Origin of the sequence: Kitasatospora sp. NPDC093558 (assembly GCF_040683475.1) — a bacterium.
Lineage (GTDB): Bacteria > Actinomycetota > Actinomycetes > Streptomycetales > Streptomycetaceae > Kitasatospora.
In genome coordinates, this window is record NZ_JBFBDY010000091.1 from 1 (window position 1) to 19142 (window position 19142).

At 72.9% G+C, this 19142-nt stretch carries 17 protein-coding genes; 6 read left to right on the forward strand and 11 right to left on the reverse strand.

All coding sequences use genetic code 11. From position 1 onward, the window contains the following. Nucleotides 1-27: 27 nt before the first annotated feature. Nucleotides 28-1389 (reverse strand): hypothetical protein, encoded by a 1362-nt coding sequence (locus tag AB0O00_RS12440; protein WP_363650901.1) that lies wholly within the window; start codon nt 1387-1389, stop codon nt 28-30. Nucleotides 1390-1877: 488 nt separating this feature from the next. On the opposite strand from AB0O00_RS12440, the gene AB0O00_RS12445 reads away from it, so the two are divergent. Next, nucleotides 1878-3626 carry a glycosyl hydrolase family 18 protein gene (locus AB0O00_RS12445; protein ID WP_363650903.1) on the forward strand — a complete coding sequence of 583 codons (1749 nt, stop codon included), beginning with the start codon at nt 1878-1880 and terminating at the stop codon, nt 3624-3626. 103 nt (nt 3627-3729) lie between these two features. On the opposite strand, the gene AB0O00_RS12450 is transcribed toward AB0O00_RS12445, so the two are convergent. From AB0O00_RS12450 to AB0O00_RS12470, 5 genes are all read right to left on the reverse strand, one after another. Next, a complete protein-coding gene (locus AB0O00_RS12450) occupies nt 3730-5145 on the reverse strand; it encodes a multidrug effflux MFS transporter (RefSeq protein ID WP_363650905.1) in 1416 nt (471 codons plus the stop codon). A 212-nt stretch (nt 5146-5357) separates the two neighbouring features. After that, nucleotides 5358-5840, reverse strand: coding sequence for a hypothetical protein (locus AB0O00_RS12455; RefSeq protein WP_363650907.1), 483 nt, complete (start codon nt 5838-5840; stop codon nt 5358-5360). A gap of 377 nt (nt 5841-6217) precedes the next feature. Next, nucleotides 6218-7096 (reverse strand): alkaline phosphatase family protein, encoded by an 879-nt coding sequence (locus AB0O00_RS12460; protein ID WP_363650909.1) that lies wholly within the window; start codon nt 7094-7096, stop codon nt 6218-6220. Between the two features lie 153 nt (nt 7097-7249). After that, nucleotides 7250-7393: a hypothetical protein gene (locus tag AB0O00_RS12465; RefSeq protein ID WP_363650932.1), complete on the reverse strand. Its 144-nt coding sequence runs from the start codon at nt 7391-7393 to the stop codon at nt 7250-7252. Nucleotides 7394-7855: 462 nt separating this feature from the next. Further along, the gene (locus AB0O00_RS12470; RefSeq protein ID WP_363650911.1) at nt 7856-9046 is read right to left on the reverse strand and encodes an acyl-CoA dehydrogenase family protein; all 1191 of its coding nucleotides are present in this window, start codon (nt 9044-9046) and stop codon (nt 7856-7858) included. A gap of 105 nt (nt 9047-9151) precedes the next feature. Between AB0O00_RS12470 and AB0O00_RS12475 the strand changes: the two genes are divergently transcribed. After that, complete coding sequence (locus AB0O00_RS12475; RefSeq protein WP_363650913.1) at nt 9152-9721, forward strand: GNAT family N-acetyltransferase; 570 nt, start codon at nt 9152-9154, stop codon at nt 9719-9721. A gap of 86 nt (nt 9722-9807) precedes the next feature. Here the strand turns inward: AB0O00_RS12475 and AB0O00_RS12480 are convergent, their stop codons facing one another. Together AB0O00_RS12480 and AB0O00_RS12485 are read right to left on the reverse strand one after the other, a co-directional pair. Continuing rightward, nucleotides 9808-10116 (reverse strand): AzlD domain-containing protein, encoded by a 309-nt coding sequence (locus AB0O00_RS12480; RefSeq protein WP_363650915.1) that lies wholly within the window; start codon nt 10114-10116, stop codon nt 9808-9810. Continuing rightward, nucleotides 10116-10859: an AzlC family ABC transporter permease gene (locus AB0O00_RS12485; RefSeq protein WP_363650917.1), complete on the reverse strand. Its 744-nt coding sequence runs from the start codon at nt 10857-10859 to the stop codon at nt 10116-10118. The genes AB0O00_RS12480 and AB0O00_RS12485 overlap by 1 nt, the downstream gene beginning before the upstream one ends. Before the next feature lie 273 nt (nt 10860-11132). On the opposite strand from AB0O00_RS12485, the gene AB0O00_RS12490 reads away from it, so the two are divergent. After that, the gene (locus AB0O00_RS12490; protein WP_363650929.1) at nt 11133-11690 is read left to right on the forward strand and encodes an XRE family transcriptional regulator; all 558 of its coding nucleotides are present in this window, start codon (nt 11133-11135) and stop codon (nt 11688-11690) included. 34 nt (nt 11691-11724) lie between these two features. Here AB0O00_RS12490 and AB0O00_RS12495 read toward each other — a convergent pair whose 3' ends face one another. Both AB0O00_RS12495 and AB0O00_RS12500 read right to left on the reverse strand, forming a co-directional pair. Further along, nucleotides 11725-13533, reverse strand: coding sequence for a cholesterol oxidase substrate-binding domain-containing protein (locus tag AB0O00_RS12495; RefSeq protein ID WP_363650930.1), 1809 nt, complete (start codon nt 13531-13533; stop codon nt 11725-11727). A gap of 319 nt (nt 13534-13852) precedes the next feature. Continuing rightward, nucleotides 13853-14176 carry a hypothetical protein gene (locus AB0O00_RS12500; protein ID WP_363650919.1) on the reverse strand — a complete coding sequence of 108 codons (324 nt, stop codon included), beginning with the start codon at nt 14174-14176 and terminating at the stop codon, nt 13853-13855. A gap of 313 nt (nt 14177-14489) precedes the next feature. Here AB0O00_RS12500 and AB0O00_RS12505 point away from each other — a divergent pair, with 313 nt between their 5' ends. Further along, entirely contained in the window at nt 14490-15953 is a 1464-nt protein-coding gene (locus AB0O00_RS12505) for a class II fumarate hydratase (protein ID WP_363650921.1), read from the forward strand. Between the two features lie 85 nt (nt 15954-16038). On the opposite strand, the gene AB0O00_RS12510 is transcribed toward AB0O00_RS12505, so the two are convergent. Next, on the reverse strand, nt 16039-16509 hold the full coding sequence (locus AB0O00_RS12510) for an SPW repeat protein (RefSeq protein ID WP_363650923.1): 471 nt from the start codon (nt 16507-16509) through the stop codon (nt 16039-16041). Nucleotides 16510-16695: 186 nt separating this feature from the next. Between AB0O00_RS12510 and AB0O00_RS12515 the strand changes: the two genes are divergently transcribed. Then, nucleotides 16696-17316, forward strand: a complete 621-nt coding sequence (locus AB0O00_RS12515; RefSeq protein WP_363650925.1) for a PadR family transcriptional regulator — start codon at nt 16696-16698, stop codon at nt 17314-17316. Next, entirely contained in the window at nt 17316-19016 is a 1701-nt protein-coding gene (locus AB0O00_RS12520; protein WP_363650927.1) for an acyl-CoA dehydrogenase family protein, read from the forward strand. The genes AB0O00_RS12515 and AB0O00_RS12520 overlap by 1 nt, the downstream gene beginning before the upstream one ends. The last annotated feature ends 126 nt before the right edge of the window (nt 19017-19142 follow it).

Below are 19142 nucleotides of genomic sequence, written 5' to 3' on the forward strand. Positions count from 1 at the left end.
GCACCTCTCGGGCGCGCTCCAAGTCCCTTACCGGAAACGGGAGCTGGGCACCGGACCGCTCGTGCGGCAGCGGTCGCGCGGGCCGTCCAGCCAGCGCTCGCGAACGGCCCGGGCGAAGGCGGCCACGGCCTCGTCCGGGTCGGACGGGGTCTCGCCGTCGCCGTCGTCGGGGGTCGGATCCGCGGCGAGGATCTCGGCCGTCAGCTCCTCGGCCGGGCGCTCGTCCGGCTCCTCACCGAGCATCCGCCACGGCGGGGCGACGGTCTGGCCGAGCAGGCCGCTCACGTCCGCGGTGACCGTCGGCGTGTCGGTCCAGCAGGTCGCGTGTTCGTACAGCACCTCGCCCGCGGACCGCGTGCGCAGCGCCGTCAGCGTCTCCGGGCCGATGCCCTCGACGTCGTTCAGGTCGTAGGCCACGACCACGGTGTCCTCGGTGCCAGGCTCGTACGGCCGGGCGGGCAGGCCGAGCAGCTCGGCAGCGGCGAGGCCGAGGGCACGGTCGGCCCGGCCGGGCAGCAGCGAGACCGATCGCGGGCGGGCGCCGGCGGCGTCCAGGATCAGGCGCAGCCGCTCCAGGCCGTGTCGGCACAGGCCGTAGGAGTCCTGGAGGAAGGCGTAGCGGCCGGTCATGCCGGCCGTGAAGCCGTACGGGGAGAGGGTGGCGAGCAGGCCGCCGGTGAGGGCGAAGTGCCAGCCGCGCAGGTCCTGACGGCTCAACGGGTCCGGGGCGGGCGCGGCGGCCTCGACGGCGTCGGCGCGGCCGAGCGCGCGGCGCACCCGGTCGGCGGCCGGGCGCCACTGGTCGTCGGGGGCGGAGAGCCGGTCGAGGGTGGTGCGGGCGGTGGTCCGGTCGCCGGCCATGAGGGCGTTGTAGGCGAGGAGGTAGCGCTCGGGCCAGTCGCGGAGGATGGGCTCGTGCTCGCGCAGGACGGCGGCGGCCTCGGCGTGCCGTTCCTCGTCCTCGAGTGCGGAGACGAGTTCGTCGAGGATCGGCAGGCGGTTGTCGGGGCGGGGCTTGCTGCGGCCGAAGAGGCCGCGCTTGGTCTTCTCGCCCTCGCGGGCCTCGGCGGTGGCGAGGTGCAGGGCCTCGGCGAGGGCGGGTGCGGCGAGGAAGGCGGCGCCGCGTTCGACGCAGGCGTAGCCGTACTTGTAGAGGGCGACGGGGTCGGGGGCTCCTGTGCTCGTAGCGGTCCCGGCACTGGCGGCGGCAAGGCGGGTAGCGGCCTCGGCCAGGTCGTCGAAGCCGCTGCCGGCGGCCAACTGCTGGACGAGCGGGGAGAGTCGGGCGGCGGGCACGGCGTCGGCGAGGGTGCGCAGGTCGCGCAGGACGGCGTGCGGGTCGCCGGCTTCCAGGTGGCGCCAGGCGTCGTCCAGCGAGGGGGTCGTCACAGGGGTGTTCCTCCGGGGTGGGTGTGCCGCCCTGTCGGGCGTCTTGTCGGACAGGATCGGACAGGAGCCCGATCTTCCCGGACGGGCCCGGCGCCCACAATCCAATAACCGGCGCCGGGTTCGATCATCCGCTTCCGGGGGCTTCCAGTGCCGCCGGGGCCGTGCGGTGACGAACCGTAAGGCACCTTGACAGACAAGTGGTCTAGTCCAACCATAAGCATGTCGATCCGACCGGGATGCACTGTGGGGGTGTGACCACCGGCGGCTGAGGCACCACCCTGCCCTGTTCCGCTCCACCCCCGAACCCGCCCGGCGTGCGCGCATCCGCACCACCCGCACTGCTCGCACCGCCCGCACTGCCCGCACCGCCGTCCGCCGTCGCGTGAGTTCGTGGGCACCACCCGACCCGAGCACGCCCCCCCGCCGCGCGCCCCGCACGTCCCTGCGCCTCCCCAACGTCCTGCCCCACCATGTCTGTTGGAGAATCGATGCGTCTACGCAGAACCATCCAGGCGGCCCTGACGGCCTGTGCCACACTGGCCGCCTCAGCCGGCCTCGTCGCCGCCGGGACGGGCTCCGCCCAGGCCGCGACCCCGCTCCCCAGCCGGGTCTTCGCCCCCTACTTCGAGTCGTGGACGGGCCAGAGCCCCGCCACGCTGGCCGCGCAGTCCGGCGCCAAGTACCTGACGATGGCCTTCCTCCAGGCCTCCGCCAAGGGCTCGTGCACCCCGTACTGGAACGGCGACACCACGAAGCCCGTCTCCTCCTCCACCTTCGGCGCCGACATCGCCACCATCCGCGCCAACGGCGGGGACGTGATCCCGTCCTTCGGCGGCTACACGGCCGACCACAACGGCACCGAGATCGCCGACAGTTGCACCGACGTCAACCAGATCGCGGCGGCCTACGAGAGCCTCGTCACGACGTACGACATCAGCCGGATCGACCTCGACATCGAGGACAACTCGCTCACCAACGCGGCGGGCATCGACCGCCGCAACAAGGCGATCAAGCTGGTGCAGGACTGGGCGGCGGCCAACGGCCGGTCCGTCCAGTTCTCGTACACGCTGCCCACCACCACCAGCGGGCTGGCGGACAACGGGCTCGCCGTGCTGCGGAACGCGATCGGCAACAACGCGCGGGTCGACGTCGTCAACATGATGACCTTCGACTACTACGACGGCGCCACCCACGACATGGCGGCCGACACCCAGACCTCGGCGCAGAGCCTGTACAACCAGCTGGCCTCGCTCTACCCGGGCAAGTCCCCGGCGCAGCTGTGGGGTTCGGTCGGGATCACCGAGATGGTCGGCGTCGACGACTACGGCGCGGCCGAGACCTTCACCGTGGCCAACGCGGCCACCGTGTACAACTGGGCGGTGTCGAAGGGCATCAACACGCTGTCGTTCTGGGCACTCCAGCGCGACAACGGCGGCTGCCCGGGCACGGCCGGGAACGACTCGTGCTCCGGAATCGCCCAGAACACCTGGGACTTCACGCACGTCTTCGCACCGTTCACGGGCGGCACGCCGGCGACGAACGACTTCTCGGTGGCCGTGAACCCGAACTCCGGTACGGTGGCGGCCGGTTCGTCCGCGTCGGCCTCGATCGCGACGGCCGTGACATCCGGTTCGGCGCAGAGCGTCAGCCTCTCGGTGAGCGGCGCCCCGGCGGGTGTCACCGCCACCGTCACCCCCGGCAGCGTCACCGCCGGCAACAGCGCCACGCTCAACGTCACCACGACGGCGGCGGCCGCGGCCGGCACGTACCCGCTGACGGTGAAGGCGAGCGCGCCGTCCGGCACGCACACCGCGACGTACACGCTCACCGTCACCGGCACCACCCCGCCGCCACCTGGCGGCCTGGCCAACGGCGGCCTGGAAACCGGCAGCCTCGCTCCGTGGACCTGCCAGAGCGGGGGCGCCGTGGTCACCGCGCCGGTCCACTCCGGCTCGTACGCGCTGCAGGCCGCGCCGACCGAGAGCCAGACCGGCGAGTGCACTCAGACCGTCACCCTGAAGCCCAACACGAGCTACACGCTGAGCGGCTGGGTGCAGGGCAACTACGCCTACCTCGGCGTCAGCGGCGGGGCGAACGCCAGCACCTGGACCAGCTCCACCGGCTGGACAAAGCTGAGCGTCCCCTTCACCACGGGCGCCAACGGCACTGTGACGGTCTACCTGCACGGGTGGTACGGGCAGGGGAACGTGTACGGCGACGACTTCGCGATCGGGTGACGAGGGTCGGCTGACGACTGACAGATAACAGCTGACAGATAACAGATTTCAACATCTGTTATCTGTCAGCTGTTCGTCGTTCCCTGTTCCCTGTCCGCCATCTTCAGCCCGCCTGGGCGCCAGGCTGCCCCTTGGCCTGGCCCCACCCGGTCCACGGCCGGCACAACGCCACGTACGCCGCGCTCGCCAGCACCGTGCTCACCAGCACGACCACCGCCAGCAGCACCGCCGACGGCCGCCCGCCCAGGCTGCTCAGCGGTGCGACCAGCGCCCCGCACAGGAAGTTGGTGGTCCCCAGCAGCGCCGAAGCCGTCCCCGCCGCCTGCGGCTCGACGAGGCTGAGCGCCTGCGCCGCCGAGTTCGGCAGGATCATCCCCATGTTGCCCATCATCACGAACAGCGCCGGGCACACCCCGAACAGCCCGAAGTCCCACACCGTCGTCAGCAGCATCAGCGCCACCCCCGCGAGCACCGCCGCGCCCAGCCCCGCCAGCATCAGCGTGCCCGCCGTGAAGCGCCGCGCCAGCACCCGCCCGTTGAGCTGCGTCATCCCGACGATGGCCAGCGAGTTCAGCCCGAACAGCAGGCTGTAGGTCTGCGGCGACACGTGGTAGACGTGCTGCAGCACCGTCGACGACCCGCTGATGTACCCGAACAGCGCCCCGAACCCGAACGTGCCCGTGAGCATCAGCCCGAGGAACCGCAGGTCGCGCAGCAGCCCGCCCATCGTCCGCAGGGTGGACCCGAGCCCGCCGCCGTGCCGCGCCTGCGCGGGCAGCGTCTCGCGCAGCGCCCCGAACGCCACCAGCGCGAGCAGCAGCCCGAGCGCCGTCAGAGCGCCGAAGGTGCCGCGCCACGACGTCACCCGGAGCAGCTGCGCCCCGATGATCGGCGCGAGGATCGGGGCCAGCCCCGATATCAGGGTGATCGAGGCGAGGAACCGGAGCATCGCCACGCCCTGGAAACGGTCCCGGGCCACGGCCCGTCCGATGACCAGCCCGGCGGCCCCCGCCGCGCCCTGCACGAAGCGGGCGGCGATCAGCAGCGGCAGGTTGGGGGCGATCACGCACACCGTACTGGCCAGGGTGTAGACGACGAGCCCGACGAGCAGGGGCGGGCGGCGTCCGAAGCGGTCGCTGAGCGGCCCGAACAACAGCTGCCCCGCCGCCACCCCGAACATCGAGAACGTGAGCGTGAGCTGCACCGCGGCCGGATCGGCGGCGAGGTCGTCGGCGATCGCCGGCAGGCCGGGCAGGTACAGGTCGGTGGTCAGCGGGCCGAGCGCGACCAGACCGCCGAGAACGGCGACGGTACCCCGGCTTGGCCCCGCCGCGGCCTCGGCAGCGGGCGGCGTCCGGTCGGCGGCGAGGCCGGGGCCCCGCTCCGAGGCCAGGTCCGAGGCCGGGTCCGACGCCGGGACGGAGGCGGGTTCGGAGGCCGGTTCGCGCGCGAGGTCGGAAGTGCGGCCGGACGTCTCGTCGGACGGGCCGGCGCTCGGGCCGGGGCCGGGGCCAGGCATGGGGCTCCCTTGCTGGACGGGCGGGGACGGAACGGGACGGGGTTGTCCACGCTCCGTCCTACCTCAGCCCCTCCCAGCTCCGACACCTGGGGGCACCTGGGGGCGTCGTGCCGTTCGTCCGTTCGCCGATGGCCGTCCGCGCGGCGGCGGTTCAGCCCTCCCGTCCAAAGACCCCGTGCCCGGTGCTTCGTGCCCCGCCCGGGCCCCGGGCCTCAGCGCTTCGCCGGGCGCTCCGCCCGCACGGCCGCCTGGACGGCGGCGCCGTCCTGCCAGGCGTAGAGCTGGTTGCCGGAGAGCATCACGTTGTAGTGCCCGCAGGTGCCGGTGGCCTTGCCCGCGACGCCCTCCGGGAACCAGCCCGCCTTGAGCGACGCCGGCACCGGGTGCGCGCCCTTGCCCGTCAGCCCGGTGGTGCAGCCGACGGGCAGCCGGCCCTCCGGAAGAGTGGCGCGCAGCAGGCGGTCGTCGCCGGTGGTGGACATCAGGTAGCGGACCCCGGAGGCGTTGTCGGGCAGCCAGCCGGGCATCGAGCGGCGGTCGGCCTTGGCGTCGCTGCCGGTGGCGTACGAGACCTGCTCCTGGTGGCGGCCGTCGTACCACTCGGACACGCGTGGGCCGATGACGACGGCGGCCACGGCTACGGCCATGCCCGTGCCCGCGACTCCGAGCGCGACCTTGCTCACGATGCCCTTCATGTCCGCCTGCCCTCTCCCTGTCCGCTTCCGAGTCCGAGTCCGTCGTCGGTGCGAGTTCCGCGTTCCGGGTTTCCCGGTCCGGCCCGCGGCGTTCGCCCGGCCGGTGTCACCATCCTGGCCCGTGCCGCAGGGCCCGGGCGTCACCACGAGGTCGCGATCACGCCTCCATCCCACGGGGTGGCCTCTCCACCTTCAGGCGTACGCGCCGCGACCCGCGGTTTCGGGCACCGGCCGCCGCACCGACGGTCCATGCCGGCCGCTGTCACCGACGGTCCGTGCCGGAGCGTCGCCCGGGTCCCGATCGAGCGTCACTCAAGTCCGGCCCGGGCGCAGCCCGGTGTCCTGCACCCGGGTCACCGGGCCGTACCGTACACCCGTCAGACGGCGGCGGGCACCGGTCGGGAGACGGGGAACGGGCGGCCGTCGAGGGTCCAGTGCGGGTCGATGGGGCGCAGCAGGGAGGCGTACACCTGGGCGGCGACGTCCGGGTGGCGGATCTCCCCGGTGGGCGGGCCGGCGGGGATGTCGTGGCCGGCGCAGGCGACCCAGGCGGTGCGCTCCTCGGTGGTGCGGCCGCCGTGGCCGCCGGCGTCGACGTGACCGTGGTCGGTGACGACGATGACGGTCCACTGCTCGTCGGCGTGGGTGGCGCGGCCGCGGACGGCGTCGAGGAGACGGCCGAGGCGTTCGTCGGCGTTGCGCATGGCGGCGCGGTACTCGTCGCCGCAGCCGAGGAAGTGGGCGGTCTCGTCGACGGCGCCGAGGTAGACGAAGGAGGCCTCGGGGTCGGCGGTGGCGAGGACGTGGACGGCCTCGCGGGTGACCTCCTCGTCGACGGTCTCCCAGGCTTCGGGGGTGTCCTCGGCGGGGGCCACGTAGGAGAGGCGGCCGGGGGCGCGGAAGAGGGGGCCGCCGGACTCGTTGATCATCAGCGGGTCCCAGCCGGCGGCGACGAAGGTGCGTCGGCGGTCGCCGCGGTTGAGGCGGGTGGCGAAGTCGGGGAAGACGTCGAGGCGGTTGCCGGCGAGGTGGTTGCCCCAGACGCCGTGCTTGGCGGGCTCGACGCCGGTGACGATGGTGGCCCAGCAGGGTCCGGACATGGTGGGCGTGGTGTCGGCCACGGTCACGGGCACGAGGAACCCGGCGTCGGCGACCTCCGTGAGCCGCGGCATCGGCACGTGCTCCAGGTAGTCGTACCGGACGCCGTCGATGCCGACGACGAGCACGCGGGGGCGGGGCCACAGGGCAGCGGTCATGGGGGGTCCTTTCGGTGGTGCGCACCCGGCGCGCGCCCGCCGAGGGCGCCGCCGACCGCGCCATGGTTCACCGCCCGCCGTACCGGCTGGTGGCCGGTCGACGAACGAGCGGTGTCCGTCTGGTGTCAGGCGGTTGTCCTGCCGCCCCGGGCGTCACGGCTGCGGCCGGAATTCGTGGACGACCTCGATCCGGCCGACGATGTGCCGGTTGAACTCGTCCAACTCCTCCGCCGGCACCCAGAGTTCGAGGATGGTCCGGCCGCCGACCTGCTGGATGGGGTCCGCAAATGCTCGCACAGCAGTGCATGGGAGTTCGTTGTAGCTCGATCGGGTGATATCCCGCTCGCACCTGGCAGGGTGGGTGCGAGTTCGGCCTACGCTCGGGGAGCGATCTGGACGTCGGGTTGGGCGTCGGCGTGCGGGGCCCCTGCTCCACCGGAGTGATGGTTCAGGGCCTCCCCGTCGCCTCTGGCCGTAACCATGTGGCCAGGTCGTGAGGAAACCGGCCTCCCGGGACGGACCACGCACAGGATGCGTGTCACCCAGCGGGGTTGAGTACGCCGGGGATCAGTGCGCCCAAGACCGTTCGGGGCGTGCGGCTCATCGGGAGTCACTCCCGATCAGTCCAAAGGAACGGTAGAAGATCGGCTGCTCGGGCAGGCGGGGCGGCCAGGCACGCCGGTTACGGCGGGGACGGTAGCCGGGCGCGCGCGGGCCCGGCCACCGGTTTTCCGCGGCGCCGCCCCCGCCGACGGGGCGTCAGCGGTAGGCGGACTCACCGGTGATGGCCTCGCCGAGTACGAGGGTGTGGATCTCGCTGGTGCCCTCGTAGGTCAGCACCGACTCCAGGTTGTTGGCGTGCCGCAGCACCGGGTACTCGGTGGTGATGCCGTTGGCCCCGAGGACGGTCCGCGCGCTGCGCGCGATCTCCAGCGCGGTGCGGACGTTGTTGAGCTTGCCGAAGCTGATGTGCGGCGGACGGGCGGCGCCCTCGTCCTTGAGCCGGCCGATCCGCAGCGCGACCAGGTAGGACTTCTCGACCTCCAGCATCATCTCGACCAGCTTCTGCTGGGTCAGCTGGAAGCCGGCGATCGGGCGCTCGAACTGGATGCGGGTCTTCGCGTAGTCCAGGGCCGCGGTGTAGCAGTCGCGGGCGGCGCCGACGGTGCCCCAGAGGATGCCGTAGCGGGCCTCGTTGAGGGAGGACAGCGGGCCGCGCAGGCCGACGACCCCGGGCAGCACGGCGTCGGCCGGCAGCACGACGTCATCGAAGGCGAGTTCGCTGGTAACGGAGGCCCGCAAGGACAGCTTGCCATGCACGTCGGTGGCGGTCAGGCCGCGGGTGCCGCGCTCGACGAGGAAGCCGCGCACGCCCTCCTCGGTCTGCGCCCACACGACGGCGACGTCCGCGATGCTGCCGTTGGTGATCCACATCTTGCTGCCGGAGAGCACCCAGTCACCGCCGCCGTCGCCGCCCTTGCGGACCGCCCGGGTGCGCATGTTGGCCGGGTCGGAGCCGAAGTCCGGTTCGGTGAGCGCGAAGCAGCCGATCAGCTCGCCGGCCGCCATGCCGGGCAGCCAGCGCTGCTTCTGCTCCTCGGAGCCGAAGGCGTGGATCGCGCGCATGGCGAGCGAACCCTGCACCGAGACGAAGCTGCGCAGCCCGGAGTCGGCGGCCTCCAGCTCCATGCACGCGACGCCGTACGCGACCGCGCTCGAACCGGTGCACCCGTAGCCGTCTAGGTGCATGCCGAGCACACCGAGGGCGCCGAGCTCGGGGGCGAGTTCACGGGCCGGGAACACCCCGCGCTCGAACCAGTCGCCGATGTGCGGGCGGATCCGCTCGTCGGCGAACTTCCGGACGGTGTCGCGGATGAGTCGCTCCTCGTCGGTGAGGAGATCGCCGACGGCGAGCAGGTCGGCCGGGTCGATCCGGGTCGGCTTCGTCATCGAAGCTCCTTGGGGTCTCGGTAGTCTCGGCGAGATGCGGGACACCGGGGAGTATTGCGCACCCGGCGGAGCGGCGGGTGGGCACGAGCGAGTGAGGAAAGCGACATGTCCGGTGGCGGGTACGTGGTCGGCGAGCTGACCGCGGAGGAACTGCACGGCGCGGCGGACGAACTGGCGGGGCTGCTGGTGGAGACCGTCCACGGCGGCGCGTCGGTCGGGTTCCTGGCACCGCTTGCGGCCGCCGAGGCCGCGCTGTGGTGGCGGGGGCTCGTGCCGGACGTGGCGGACGGGCGGGTGGTGATGTGGGCGGCCCGGGCGGAGGCCGACGGGCGGCTCGCGGGGACGGTCCAGCTGCGGCCGGCGACGACCGCGAACGGGCGGCACCGGGGCGAGGTCGCGAAGCTGATGGTGCACCCGGCGGACCGCGGGCACCGGCTGGCCTGGCGGTTGCTGGCGGCGCTGGAGGAGCGGGCCGCGGGACTGGGCCTGCGGCTGCTGGTCCTGGACACCGAGACGGGCAGCCCTGCCGAGCGGATGTACGCGGCGGCGGGCTGGAGCCGGGTCGGCGAGGTGCCGGACTACGCGACCGACCCGGCGGGTGCGCCGTGCTCGACGACGGTGTTCTTCAAGGCGCTGGGGGCGGGTGACGGCGAACGGCGAACAGATGGCAGATAACAGATTTCGAAATCTGTCATCTGTCATCTGTTCGCTGTTATCTGTTCGCCGTCGGCTGTCGATTGCCGGCCGTCGAACGCCGCCCCTCAGCCCACCCCGCACAGCCGCAGCAGCGCGGTCGTCGCCGCGCCCGCCACGACGACGGCCGGGAACGGTGCGCGGCGCAGGGCGAGCACACCGGCGACCAGGACGCCCGCCGGGCGGGCCCACCCCGCGAAGCCGTGGCCCTGGGTGAGCGCGCCGGTGGCCACCAGGGCGACCAGCAGGACGGCCGCGGCCACGGTCAGCAGATGGCGCAGCCGCTCGGACAGTGCGAGCCGGTGCCCGAGCAGGGGCCCGGCGAGGCGGTAGGCGTACGTGCCGGCGGCCAACAGCAGCACGGCGTACAGCGGCATCAACGGACTTCCTCCTTGACGGCGTCAACGGCCTCGGGCCGGCTCTCCGCGACAACGACACCCTCGCCACCGACCGCCCGGGGCCGCCCCGCGAACAGCAGCCCGACGAGCGACAGCAACACCGGCAGCCCGCCCGGCAGGTAGGGCGTCGCCGCGACCGCGACGACTGCACCCACCACCGCGGCGGTGCGCGTCCGCCGGTCGTCGAGCGAGGGCAGCACGAGGGCGAGCAGCACCGCCGGAAAGGCGGCGTCGAGGCCGAGCGCGTCCGTGTCGCCGATCAGCCCGCCCGCAGCCGCGCCGAGCACGACGGAGACGTTCCACACCACGAACAGCGCGACCCCGCACACCCAGAACGCGGCCCGGCGACGGCGCCCGTCGGACTGCTGCAGCGTGAACGCGGCGCTCTCGTCCGTGATGAGCTGCGCCCCGAACAGCCGCCGCCACCAAGGGCCTTCGAGTACGTCGGCCACGGTGAAGCCGAACGGGAGCAGGCGCGCGTTGAGCACGAGCCCGGTGACGACGGCCGCCGGCACACCGCCGCCGGACAGCACCACACCCACGGCGGCGAACTGGGAACCGCCCGCGAAGACGACGAGGGACATGACGACCGGCACCCATAGGGGCAGGCCACCGGAGACGCTGATCGCGCCGAAGGAGGCGCCGACCAGGGCGTCGGCCAGGCAGACCAGAGCGATGTCACGGAGAGTGGCAGACTCCAGTGTTCGGAGAAGCGAACGCATGTCCATTAGAGTGAACCCGAGCCGCATCGTTCGTCAAGGTGAACCATCGGACCGACATGTCGAACGGGAGGCATGGGAGCATGGGCGCGGCCGACACAGGCACACAGGCACACAGGCACACAGGCACACAGGCACACGGGACCGCAGGAGGCGCGAGAGAGCGTGAGTGGCAGCATGAGTGACCCGACCCCCGCCCCCACCCCCAGCCGCTCCGCCAGGCCCGAAACAGCCTCGGGCACGGACACAGGCACAGGCTCGGGCGTGACCTCGGGCATGGGCTCCGGCACGGAACTGATCGGCCTGATCGCCGCGTCGATCCGGCGCGAGCGCGAGCGCAGCGGCCTGTCGATGGCCGAGCTGGCCCGACGGGCCGGGATCGCCAAGTCCACGCTGTCGCAGCTGGAATCGGGTTCGGGCAACCCCAGCGTCGAGACCCTCTGGGCACTCGGCGTGGCACTGAACGTGCCCTTCAGCCGGCTGGTCGACCCGCCGCGCCCGGCGGTGCGGGTGATCCGGGCCGGCGAGGGCCCCGTCACGCACTCGGAGCGGGCCGACTACGCGGCCACCGTACTGTCGTCCTGCCCGCCGAACGCCCGCCGCGACATCTACCGCATCGAGGCGCAGCCGGGCGAGACCCGGGCCTCCGACCCGCACATGCCCGGCACGGTCGAGCACGTGATGCTGGGCGCGGGCCGGGCGCTGGCCGGGCCGACGGAGGCTCCGGTGGAGCTGGGCCCGGGCGACTACGTGAGTTACCCGGGCGACGCCCCGCACGTGTTCCGCGCGCTCGCCCCGGACACCCTGGCGGTGATCGTCATGGAGCACATCTGACGGATCGTCAGCCCGCGCCCTGCGGTGCCGCCGACTACTTCAACAGGCCGTCCAGGAAAGGGTTTCCGAACACCCGGTGCGGGTCGTGCCGGTTCAGGACGGCGACCGCCTCGTCCCAGCCGGGCCCGCCGCCGTCGCGCAGGCTCGCGGGGATGACCCGGCCGAGCAGGTCCGGGTCGGCCCAGGCGGCGTCGGCGGTGTAGGCCCAGCCCTTGGACCACTCGACGCGCAGGCCGGCCCGGGTGCCGTCGAAGGTGCTCAGCAGCCACTGTTCGAGGTCGCGGGCGAAGCGTTCGAGGCCGGGGGTGCCGGGGAAGGCGAGGACGTCGAGCCAGACGGCGGTGTCCCACGCGGGACGGTCCGGGCGGGGGCGCAGCGCGGAGAGCAGCGGCGGCCGGGCGCCGGGGACGCCCGCGTAGGCGGGGTCGTCCAGGCCGGTGACGCGGATCTCGACCGCGCCGTTCACCGGGAACTCGCCGCGCGCCTGGTAGTCGGCGAGCAACTTCCGGTACTGGGCGGCGAATTCGCTGACGACCCACTGCAGGTCGGCGCGCTTGCAGAGGATCGCGTAGCCGTTGGCGGTGACCCGCAGGGTGGTGGGGCGGACGTACTGCAGGAGGGTGCGGGAGGGGCCCCAGAGGTCGGAGCGCAGTCCGCCGGCGAGGAGGTGGGTGAGGAGGTCGCCGGTGAGCAGGTCGCGCAGGACTCCGCCGGAGAGGAGGACGTCCGTGAGGTCGCCGGTGAGTCCCACCTTGGCCACGAGGTACTGGAGTTGGCCGAAGAGCGGGGCCGACGCCCAGGCGCCCGAGACGATTTGGCCGGCGAGCTGGGCGACGGGTTCCGGAATGCTGTCCGAGAAGGGGTAGTTGTAGGGCTGGTCGACGGCGTGGGCGGCGAGCGGCTTGGCCGGAGTGACGCTCCAGGTCTTGAGCCAGGGGTACTCGGTGTAGGCGAACCAGATGGCCTCGGCGCGGCCGTCGCGGTCGACGAAGTCGGCGAAGGTGCGCGGCCCTCCGCCGCCGAGCAGGCCGCCCAGGAGCCCGCCGCCACCGGTGTCGCCGGGGCGGGCGAAGAGTTCGCTCGCCGGGATGTCGAGGCGGCTGACGCAGCGCAGCGGCCGGTCGGCGCCGGCCCGCAGGACGACTTCGGTGAGGAACGCGCGGCCGAGGTGGACGAGGAAGGCGGCGCTGTCGGCCTCGGAGCGGTCGAAGGTGCGCAGGGTGTAGCGGCCGGTGGCCGGGTCGAGGACGACGGCGGTCAGCCGGGTGACCTGGTTGCTGACCGAGCCGTAGCCGTGCCCGTCCGGGCGGGTCTCGCCGGCGGCGGGGACGGCGGTGCCGTGGCCGCCGATGGCGAGGACGCCGCCGACGGTGAGCTCGCCGGGCGCCGGGCAGGCGGTGAGGCCGAGGCCCCGGCCGGCCAGGTGGGCGAGCAGGTCCTCCATGGTGGCGCCGGTCTGGACGCGAACCGTGGTCGGGGAGTCGGCGGTGATCGCGGTGAGGTGGCGGCTGGTGTCGACCAGGAGCACGCGGGCGCTGTCGGGGGTCCCGTTGGCGACGGTGAGCGGAGCCCAGGTGTGACGGTAGCCGGTGGCGCGCAGGCGCCAGCCGTTGGCGTGCGCCCAGTCGGCGAGGGCGGGGACCTCCTCCGGGGTGCGGGGCGCGCACGTCCACAGCTGGTCGGTGCGGATCTCGCCGGACCAGTTCTGGAAGACCCGCTGGTAAAGCTCGGTGCCGGCGGGCAGTCCGGGCGGGACGGGCGCCGTGGCCTCGGCGCTGTCCGGGCCGACGGTGCCGCGCAGCAGCCAGGCGCCCGTGCCGAGCGCGGCGGACGCGCCGAGCATCTGCCGCCTGGTCAGGCCGCCGCCGCGGGCGGGTGCCTCGCCGACGGCGTCGGGCCCTGTCGCCCGCGCCGCTTCGCCGTCCCGGCCGCCGTCGGCTCCGCGCCAGCGTCGTGTGGTCAACCGTCCCGCCCCCTGAGCTCGTCGCCCGGGTGTCCGTCGTCGGCTCCGGGTCCGGGCAGGAGCGTACGAAGCGGCGGACGGCCGTTTGAAGCGTTCCAGCCGATCATTCACTCGTACGAGTGATCACGACGCGTGCCAATGCGCGGGCCGATGCGCGGGCCGATGCGCATTCCGGGCCGCCGGAGCGGGCCGGGGCCCGTCAACGCGGCGCAGCGAGGGCGGCCTCCGCGAACCGCTGCCACTGCCCGGCCACCGCGCCGGTCACGCAGACCCAGTCCTTCATCGGCCGCCCGTCGGCCGGGTCGAACAGGTGCGCCCCCTCCGTCGCGAGGGCCTCCGCGTGTTCCGGCGAGTTCCGGCCGAGGCGGCAGACGAGTTCCTCGCCGTACAGTCCGGCGAAGGCCTTGCCGTTGACGTCCTTCAGGCAGGGCATGCCGAACATCTGGCTCCGTCGTGCGCCGCGCGGCGCCAGTTCGTCGGCGATGGCCTCGTAGCGGGCGGTGGCGCCCTGGTCGTTGGTCATGCCGCTCATACTGGCGCCCCGGGCGGCGGCCGACCAGCCGTGCCGGGGCCCGGCCGGTTCCGCCCCCGCCGCCTCGTCGCGCTCACGCGTCCCGCCGTCTCGCCCCGCCTTCGCGCCACACCCTCCGGCCGGGCCTGCCGGCCTGCGTGCCGGCCGGGCACAGCGCCCGGCGAGCCGGCCCGCGCCGAACTGACGTAACCCCTGGGAGTGAACGCGCGGGCCGACGGAAATACCCGGGGCCCGCGCGGGGCTGTCAAGATCGGAGACCGGGACGGGGACGCCGTTCGGGGCCGTTCAGGAGGTGCAGCACGCGATGGGTGATCAGCAGGGCCACGCGCAGCGGGCCGACCAGGGCCGCGGGGCCGACCATGTCGACGAGGCCGGCGGTGCGGACCGGGACTACCGCGTCGAGCACGACTCGATGGGCGAGGTCCGGGTGCCCGCGGCCGCCAAGTGGCAGGCGCAGACGCAGCGGGCGGTGGAGAACTTTCCGGTGTCCGGGCAGCGCCTGGAGCGCGCGCACATCGCCGCGCTGGCCCGGATCAAGGCCGCGGCGGCGCGGGTGAACGCCCGGCTCGGCGTGCTGGACGAGGAGACGGCGGCGGCCATCGCGGCGGCGGCCGAGGAGGTCGCGGAGGGCCGCTGGGACGGCGAGTTCCCGGTGGACGTCTTCCAGACCGGCTCGGGCACCTCGTCCAACATGAACGCGAACGAGGTCATCGCGACGCTCGCCGCCGAGCGGCTGGGCCGGCCGGTGCACCCGAACGACCACGTCAACGCGAGTCAGTCGTCCAACGACGTGTTCCCGTCCTCGATCCACATCGCCGCCACCGCCGCCGTCACGCACGACCTGATCCCGGCGCTGGAGCACCTCGCGGAGGCGCTGGAGCGCAAGGCCGCCGAGTTCGCGCAGGTGGTCAAGTCGGGCCGGACGCACCTGATGGACGCCACGCCCGTCACCCTGGGCCAGGAGTTCGGCGGCTACGCGGCCCAGGTCCGGCACGGGCGCGAGCGGCTGCTGGCCACGCTCCCCCGGGTCGCCGAACTCCCGCTCGGCGGCACGGCGGTGGGTACCGGCATCAACACGCCGCCCGGCTTCCCCGCGGCCGTGATCGAGGAGGTGGCCCGCGCCACCGACCTGCCGCTGACCGAGGCACGCGACCACTTCGAGGCGCAGGGCGCGCGCGATGCCCTGGTCGAGCTGAGCGGCCAACTGCGCACCGTCGCGGTCGGGTTCACCAAGATCGCGAACGACCTGCGGTGGATGGGCTCGGGCCCGCGCACCGGCCTCGGCGAGATCAACCTGCCGGACCTGCAGCCCGGCTCCTCGATCATGCCGGGCAAGGTGAACCCGGTGCTGCCCGAGGTGGTGCTGATGGTCGCGGCGCAGGTGGTCGGCAACGACGCGACCGTCACGCTGGCCGGCGCGAGCGGCAACTTCGAGCTGAACGTGATGCTCCCGGTCATCGCCCGCAACGTGCTGGAGTCGGTGCGCCTGCTCGCCAACAGCGCCCGGCTGCTGGCCGACCGCACGGTGGACGGCATCACCGCCAACGCCGAGCGGGCCCGGGAGTACGCGGAGTCCTCTCCGTCGGTGGTCACCCCGCTGAACCGGTACATCGGATACGAGGAGGCGGCGAAGGTCGCCAAGCAGGCGCTGGCGGAGCGCAAGACCATCCGTCAGGTGGTGCTGGAACGCGGGTACGTGGAGGAGGGGAAGCTCACCAAGGAGCAGCTCGACGAGGCACTGGACGTGCTGCGGATGACCAGGCCGTAGCGGCGGAGGCCCGTACGGCGGGTGCGCCGGGGCGCGGAGGGCGGCGGGCCGCCGTGCCGTGCCCCGGCGCGGGCTGCGGGGAAGGTCAGCCCTTGGCGCGGCCGGCCCGGCCGAGCCGCATCGCTGCTCCGTTCGCCGTGATCGTGGCCATCGAGATCGCCGCGAGACCGAGCAGGAACATCACGGCGCCGACGATGACGCAGGTGACGATGTTCTTGCCGTGCGCGACCGATCCGGAGACGGCCCAGGGGGAGATGATCGTCCAGATGCCGAGCGCCGCGGCCGCCCAGGCCCTCGCGTGGGTGCGCTCGTAGGCCGACCCGTAGCCCGCCATCAGCAGGGTGTAGGCCAGACCCACGATCAGGCAGGTCACGGTGAGGGTGGTGAAGGCGGTGAAGCCGACGATCCAGGGCGATGCGGCCAGGAACAGGCCCGCCAGGACGGCCAGGGCCTCGACGCCCTGGGCGCGCGGGGTCGAGGTGACCCGCTCGTAGTGTTCGCGTAGTTCGACGATGTCCGGATGGTGCTCCATGCCCATCGGGGTGTGGGTTGACACCGATACCACCTCCTGTGGTTCGGATCGTGGAAGGCGCTTGCCCCGTACCCATTCTGGCGCTTCTCGAACGTTTTGCACCTAATAGTCCGAAATGGTCGATAACCATCCGATCACGTCGGTGACCTGCGTCTCACCGCTCCGGCGCGCCATTGCCTATGCAACTCGTTGCATAGCAGGATGCGGGGCATGGCACTGGAGCACGCGATCCTCGTCTCACTGCTGGAGCAGCCGGGCTCCGGCTACGAGCTGGCCCGGCGCTTCGACCGCTCCATCGGCCGCTTCTGGACCGCCACCCACCAGCAGATCTACCGGGTGCTGCGGCGCATGGAGGCGGACGGCTGGATCGCCCCCGAGGAGGTCGCCCAGGACGGCCGGCCGGACAAGAAGGTCTACTCGGCGGCGGAGCCCGGCCGGGCCGCGCTCGCGGACTGGCTGCGCGAGCCGGTCGAGCCGGAGACCGTCCGGCACGAGCTCGCGGTGAAGATCCGCGCCGCCGCCTTCGACGACCCGGGTGCGCTGATCTCCGAGGTCGAGCGCCACCGCGACGGCCACGCCGCGCTGCTCGCCCGCTACCTGCACGGCGAGCAGCGCGACTTCCCGGACCTCACCGCGCTCGACACCGGCCAGGAACTCCAGCACGTGGTGCTGCGCGGCGGCATCGAGTACGAGCGCATGACCCTCGCCTGGCTGGACGACGTGCTCGCCACCCTGCACCGCCTCGCCGCCGACGGCGGCGGCCCTGACGCCGCCCCTCGCGCCGCCCCGCCCCACAGCCACTCCACACCCTCGACCCCCGGGAGCCCGTGATGCTCTTCAACCCGCGTACGTACGACCCCGCGCAGTTCGACGAGCCGACCCGCCGGCTGCTTCGCGCGACCGTCGACTGGTTCGAGTCGCGCGGCAAGAAGGCGCTGATCGACACCTACATCGACCGCAGCTGGTACGGCGACTTCCTCGAATTCGCCGCCAAGGAGGGCCTGTTCGCGGAGTTCCTCACCCCGTCGGCGGCCGACGCGGACAAGCGCTGGGACACCTCCCGGATCGCCGAGCTGAACGAGATCCTCGGCTTCTACGGCCTCGGCTACTGGTACACCTGGCAGGTCACCATCCTCGGCCTCGGCCCGGTGTGGCAGAGCGAGAACGAGGCCGTCCGGGCCCGCGCCGCCCGCATCCTGGCGGAGGGCCACGTCATGGCCTTCGGCCTGTCCGAGCGCACCCACGGCGCCGACATCTACTCCACCGACATGATCCTCACCCCGGACGGCGAGGGCGGCTTCACCGCGACCGGCTCCAAGTACTACATCGGCAACGGCAACGTCGCCGGCCTGGTCTCGGTGTTCGGCCGCCGCTCGGACGTCGAGGGCCCCGAGGGCTACGTCTTCTTCGCCGCCGACAGCCGCCACGAGGCGTACCACCTGGTCAAGAACGTCGTGAACAGCCAGATGTACGTCAGCGAGTTCCGGCTGGAGGAGTACCCGGTGCGCGCCGAGGACGTGCTGCACACCGGTCAGGCCGCGTTCGACGCCGCGCTCAACACCGTTAACGTCGGCAAGTTCAACCTGTGCACGGCCTCGGTCGGCATCTGCGAGCACGCGATGTACGAGGCGGTCACGCACGCCCACAACCGCGTCCTGTACGGCCGGAAGGTCACCGACTTCCCGCACGTGCGCCGCGAGTTGACCGACGCGTACGCCCGCCTCGTGGCGATGAAGCTGTTCAGCGCGCGGGCCGTGGACTACTTCCGCACCGCCTCCCCCGAGGACCGCCGCTACCTGCTCTTCAACCCGATGACCAAGATGAAGGTAACCACCGAGGGCGAGAAGGTCATCGACCTGATGTGGGACGTCATCGCGGCCAAGGGCTTCGAGGCGGACACCTACTTCGACAAGGCCGCCAAGGACATCCGCGGCCTGCCGAAGCTGGAGGGCACCGTCCACGTCAACCTGGCGCTGATCCTCAAGTTCATGGCCAACTACCTGTTCGCCCCGGCCGATTACGCGCCGGTGCCGACCCGCCAGGACGCCACCGACGACGTCTTCCTGTTCCGCCAGGGCCCCGCCCGCGGCCTCGGCGCGATCCGCTTCCACGACTGGCGCACCGCCTACGACCGGCACGCGCACCTGCCGAACGTCGCGCGCTTCCGCGAGCAGGCCGACGGCTTCTGCGAGCTGCTGCTCACGCACGCGCCGAGCAAGGAGCAGCAGGCGGACCTCGACTTCCTGCTGGAGATCGGCCAGCTCTTCGCGCTGGTCGTCTACGGCCAGCTGGTGCTGGAGCAGGCCGAGTTGACCGGCCTGGAGGCGGACGTGCTGGACCAGATCTTCGACGCCCTCGTCCGTGACTTCTCGGCGCACGCGACCGAACTGCACGGCAAGGCCTCGACCACGGAGGAGCAGGCCGCCTGGGCGCTCGCGAACGTGCGCCGGCCGGTGGCCGACGCCGAGCGGGCGGCGAAGGTCTGGGCGCGTGTCGAGGCGCTGTCGGGCGCGTACGAGATGCAGCCGTAGTCCTGCGGACGGCTACGCGGGACCCGGGGGTGCCGGGCGGCGGACCGGCCCCCCCCGGTGCTAGGCGGGCCCGAAGCCAAAACAACCCGTGGCCCACACCCTCCACGACGCGTGGGGCAACGCGGG

Excerpts from the sequence above, each read along its gene's own strand:
- AB0O00_RS12445 (WP_363650903.1), top strand. The coding sequence starts at position 1,878 with ATGCGTCTACGCAGAACCATCCAGGCGGCCCTGACGGCCTGTGCCACA.
- AB0O00_RS12450 (WP_363650905.1), bottom strand. The coding sequence starts at position 5,145 with ATGCCTGGCCCCGGCCCCGGCCCGAGCGCCGGCCCGTCCGACGAGACG.
- AB0O00_RS12455 (WP_363650907.1), bottom strand. The coding sequence starts at position 5,840 with ATGAAGGGCATCGTGAGCAAGGTCGCGCTCGGAGTCGCGGGCACGGGC.
- AB0O00_RS12460 (WP_363650909.1), bottom strand. The coding sequence starts at position 7,096 with ATGACCGCTGCCCTGTGGCCCCGCCCCCGCGTGCTCGTCGTCGGCATC.
- AB0O00_RS12470 (WP_363650911.1), bottom strand. The coding sequence starts at position 9,046 with ATGACGAAGCCGACCCGGATCGACCCGGCCGACCTGCTCGCCGTCGGC.
- AB0O00_RS12475 (WP_363650913.1), top strand. The coding sequence starts at position 9,152 with ATGTCCGGTGGCGGGTACGTGGTCGGCGAGCTGACCGCGGAGGAACTG.
- AB0O00_RS12480 (WP_363650915.1), bottom strand. The coding sequence starts at position 10,116 with ATGCCGCTGTACGCCGTGCTGCTGTTGGCCGCCGGCACGTACGCCTAC.
- AB0O00_RS12485 (WP_363650917.1), bottom strand. The coding sequence starts at position 10,859 with ATGCGTTCGCTTCTCCGAACACTGGAGTCTGCCACTCTCCGTGACATC.
- AB0O00_RS12490 (WP_363650929.1), top strand. The coding sequence starts at position 11,133 with ATGGGCTCCGGCACGGAACTGATCGGCCTGATCGCCGCGTCGATCCGG.
- AB0O00_RS12495 (WP_363650930.1), bottom strand. The coding sequence starts at position 13,533 with ATGCTCGGCGCGTCCGCCGCGCTCGGCACGGGCGCCTGGCTGCTGCGC.
- AB0O00_RS12500 (WP_363650919.1), bottom strand. The coding sequence starts at position 14,176 with ATGACCAACGACCAGGGCGCCACCGCCCGCTACGAGGCCATCGCCGAC.
- AB0O00_RS12505 (WP_363650921.1), top strand. The coding sequence starts at position 14,490 with ATGGGTGATCAGCAGGGCCACGCGCAGCGGGCCGACCAGGGCCGCGGG.
- AB0O00_RS12515 (WP_363650925.1), top strand. The coding sequence starts at position 16,696 with ATGGCACTGGAGCACGCGATCCTCGTCTCACTGCTGGAGCAGCCGGGC.
- AB0O00_RS12520 (WP_363650927.1), top strand. The coding sequence starts at position 17,316 with ATGCTCTTCAACCCGCGTACGTACGACCCCGCGCAGTTCGACGAGCCG.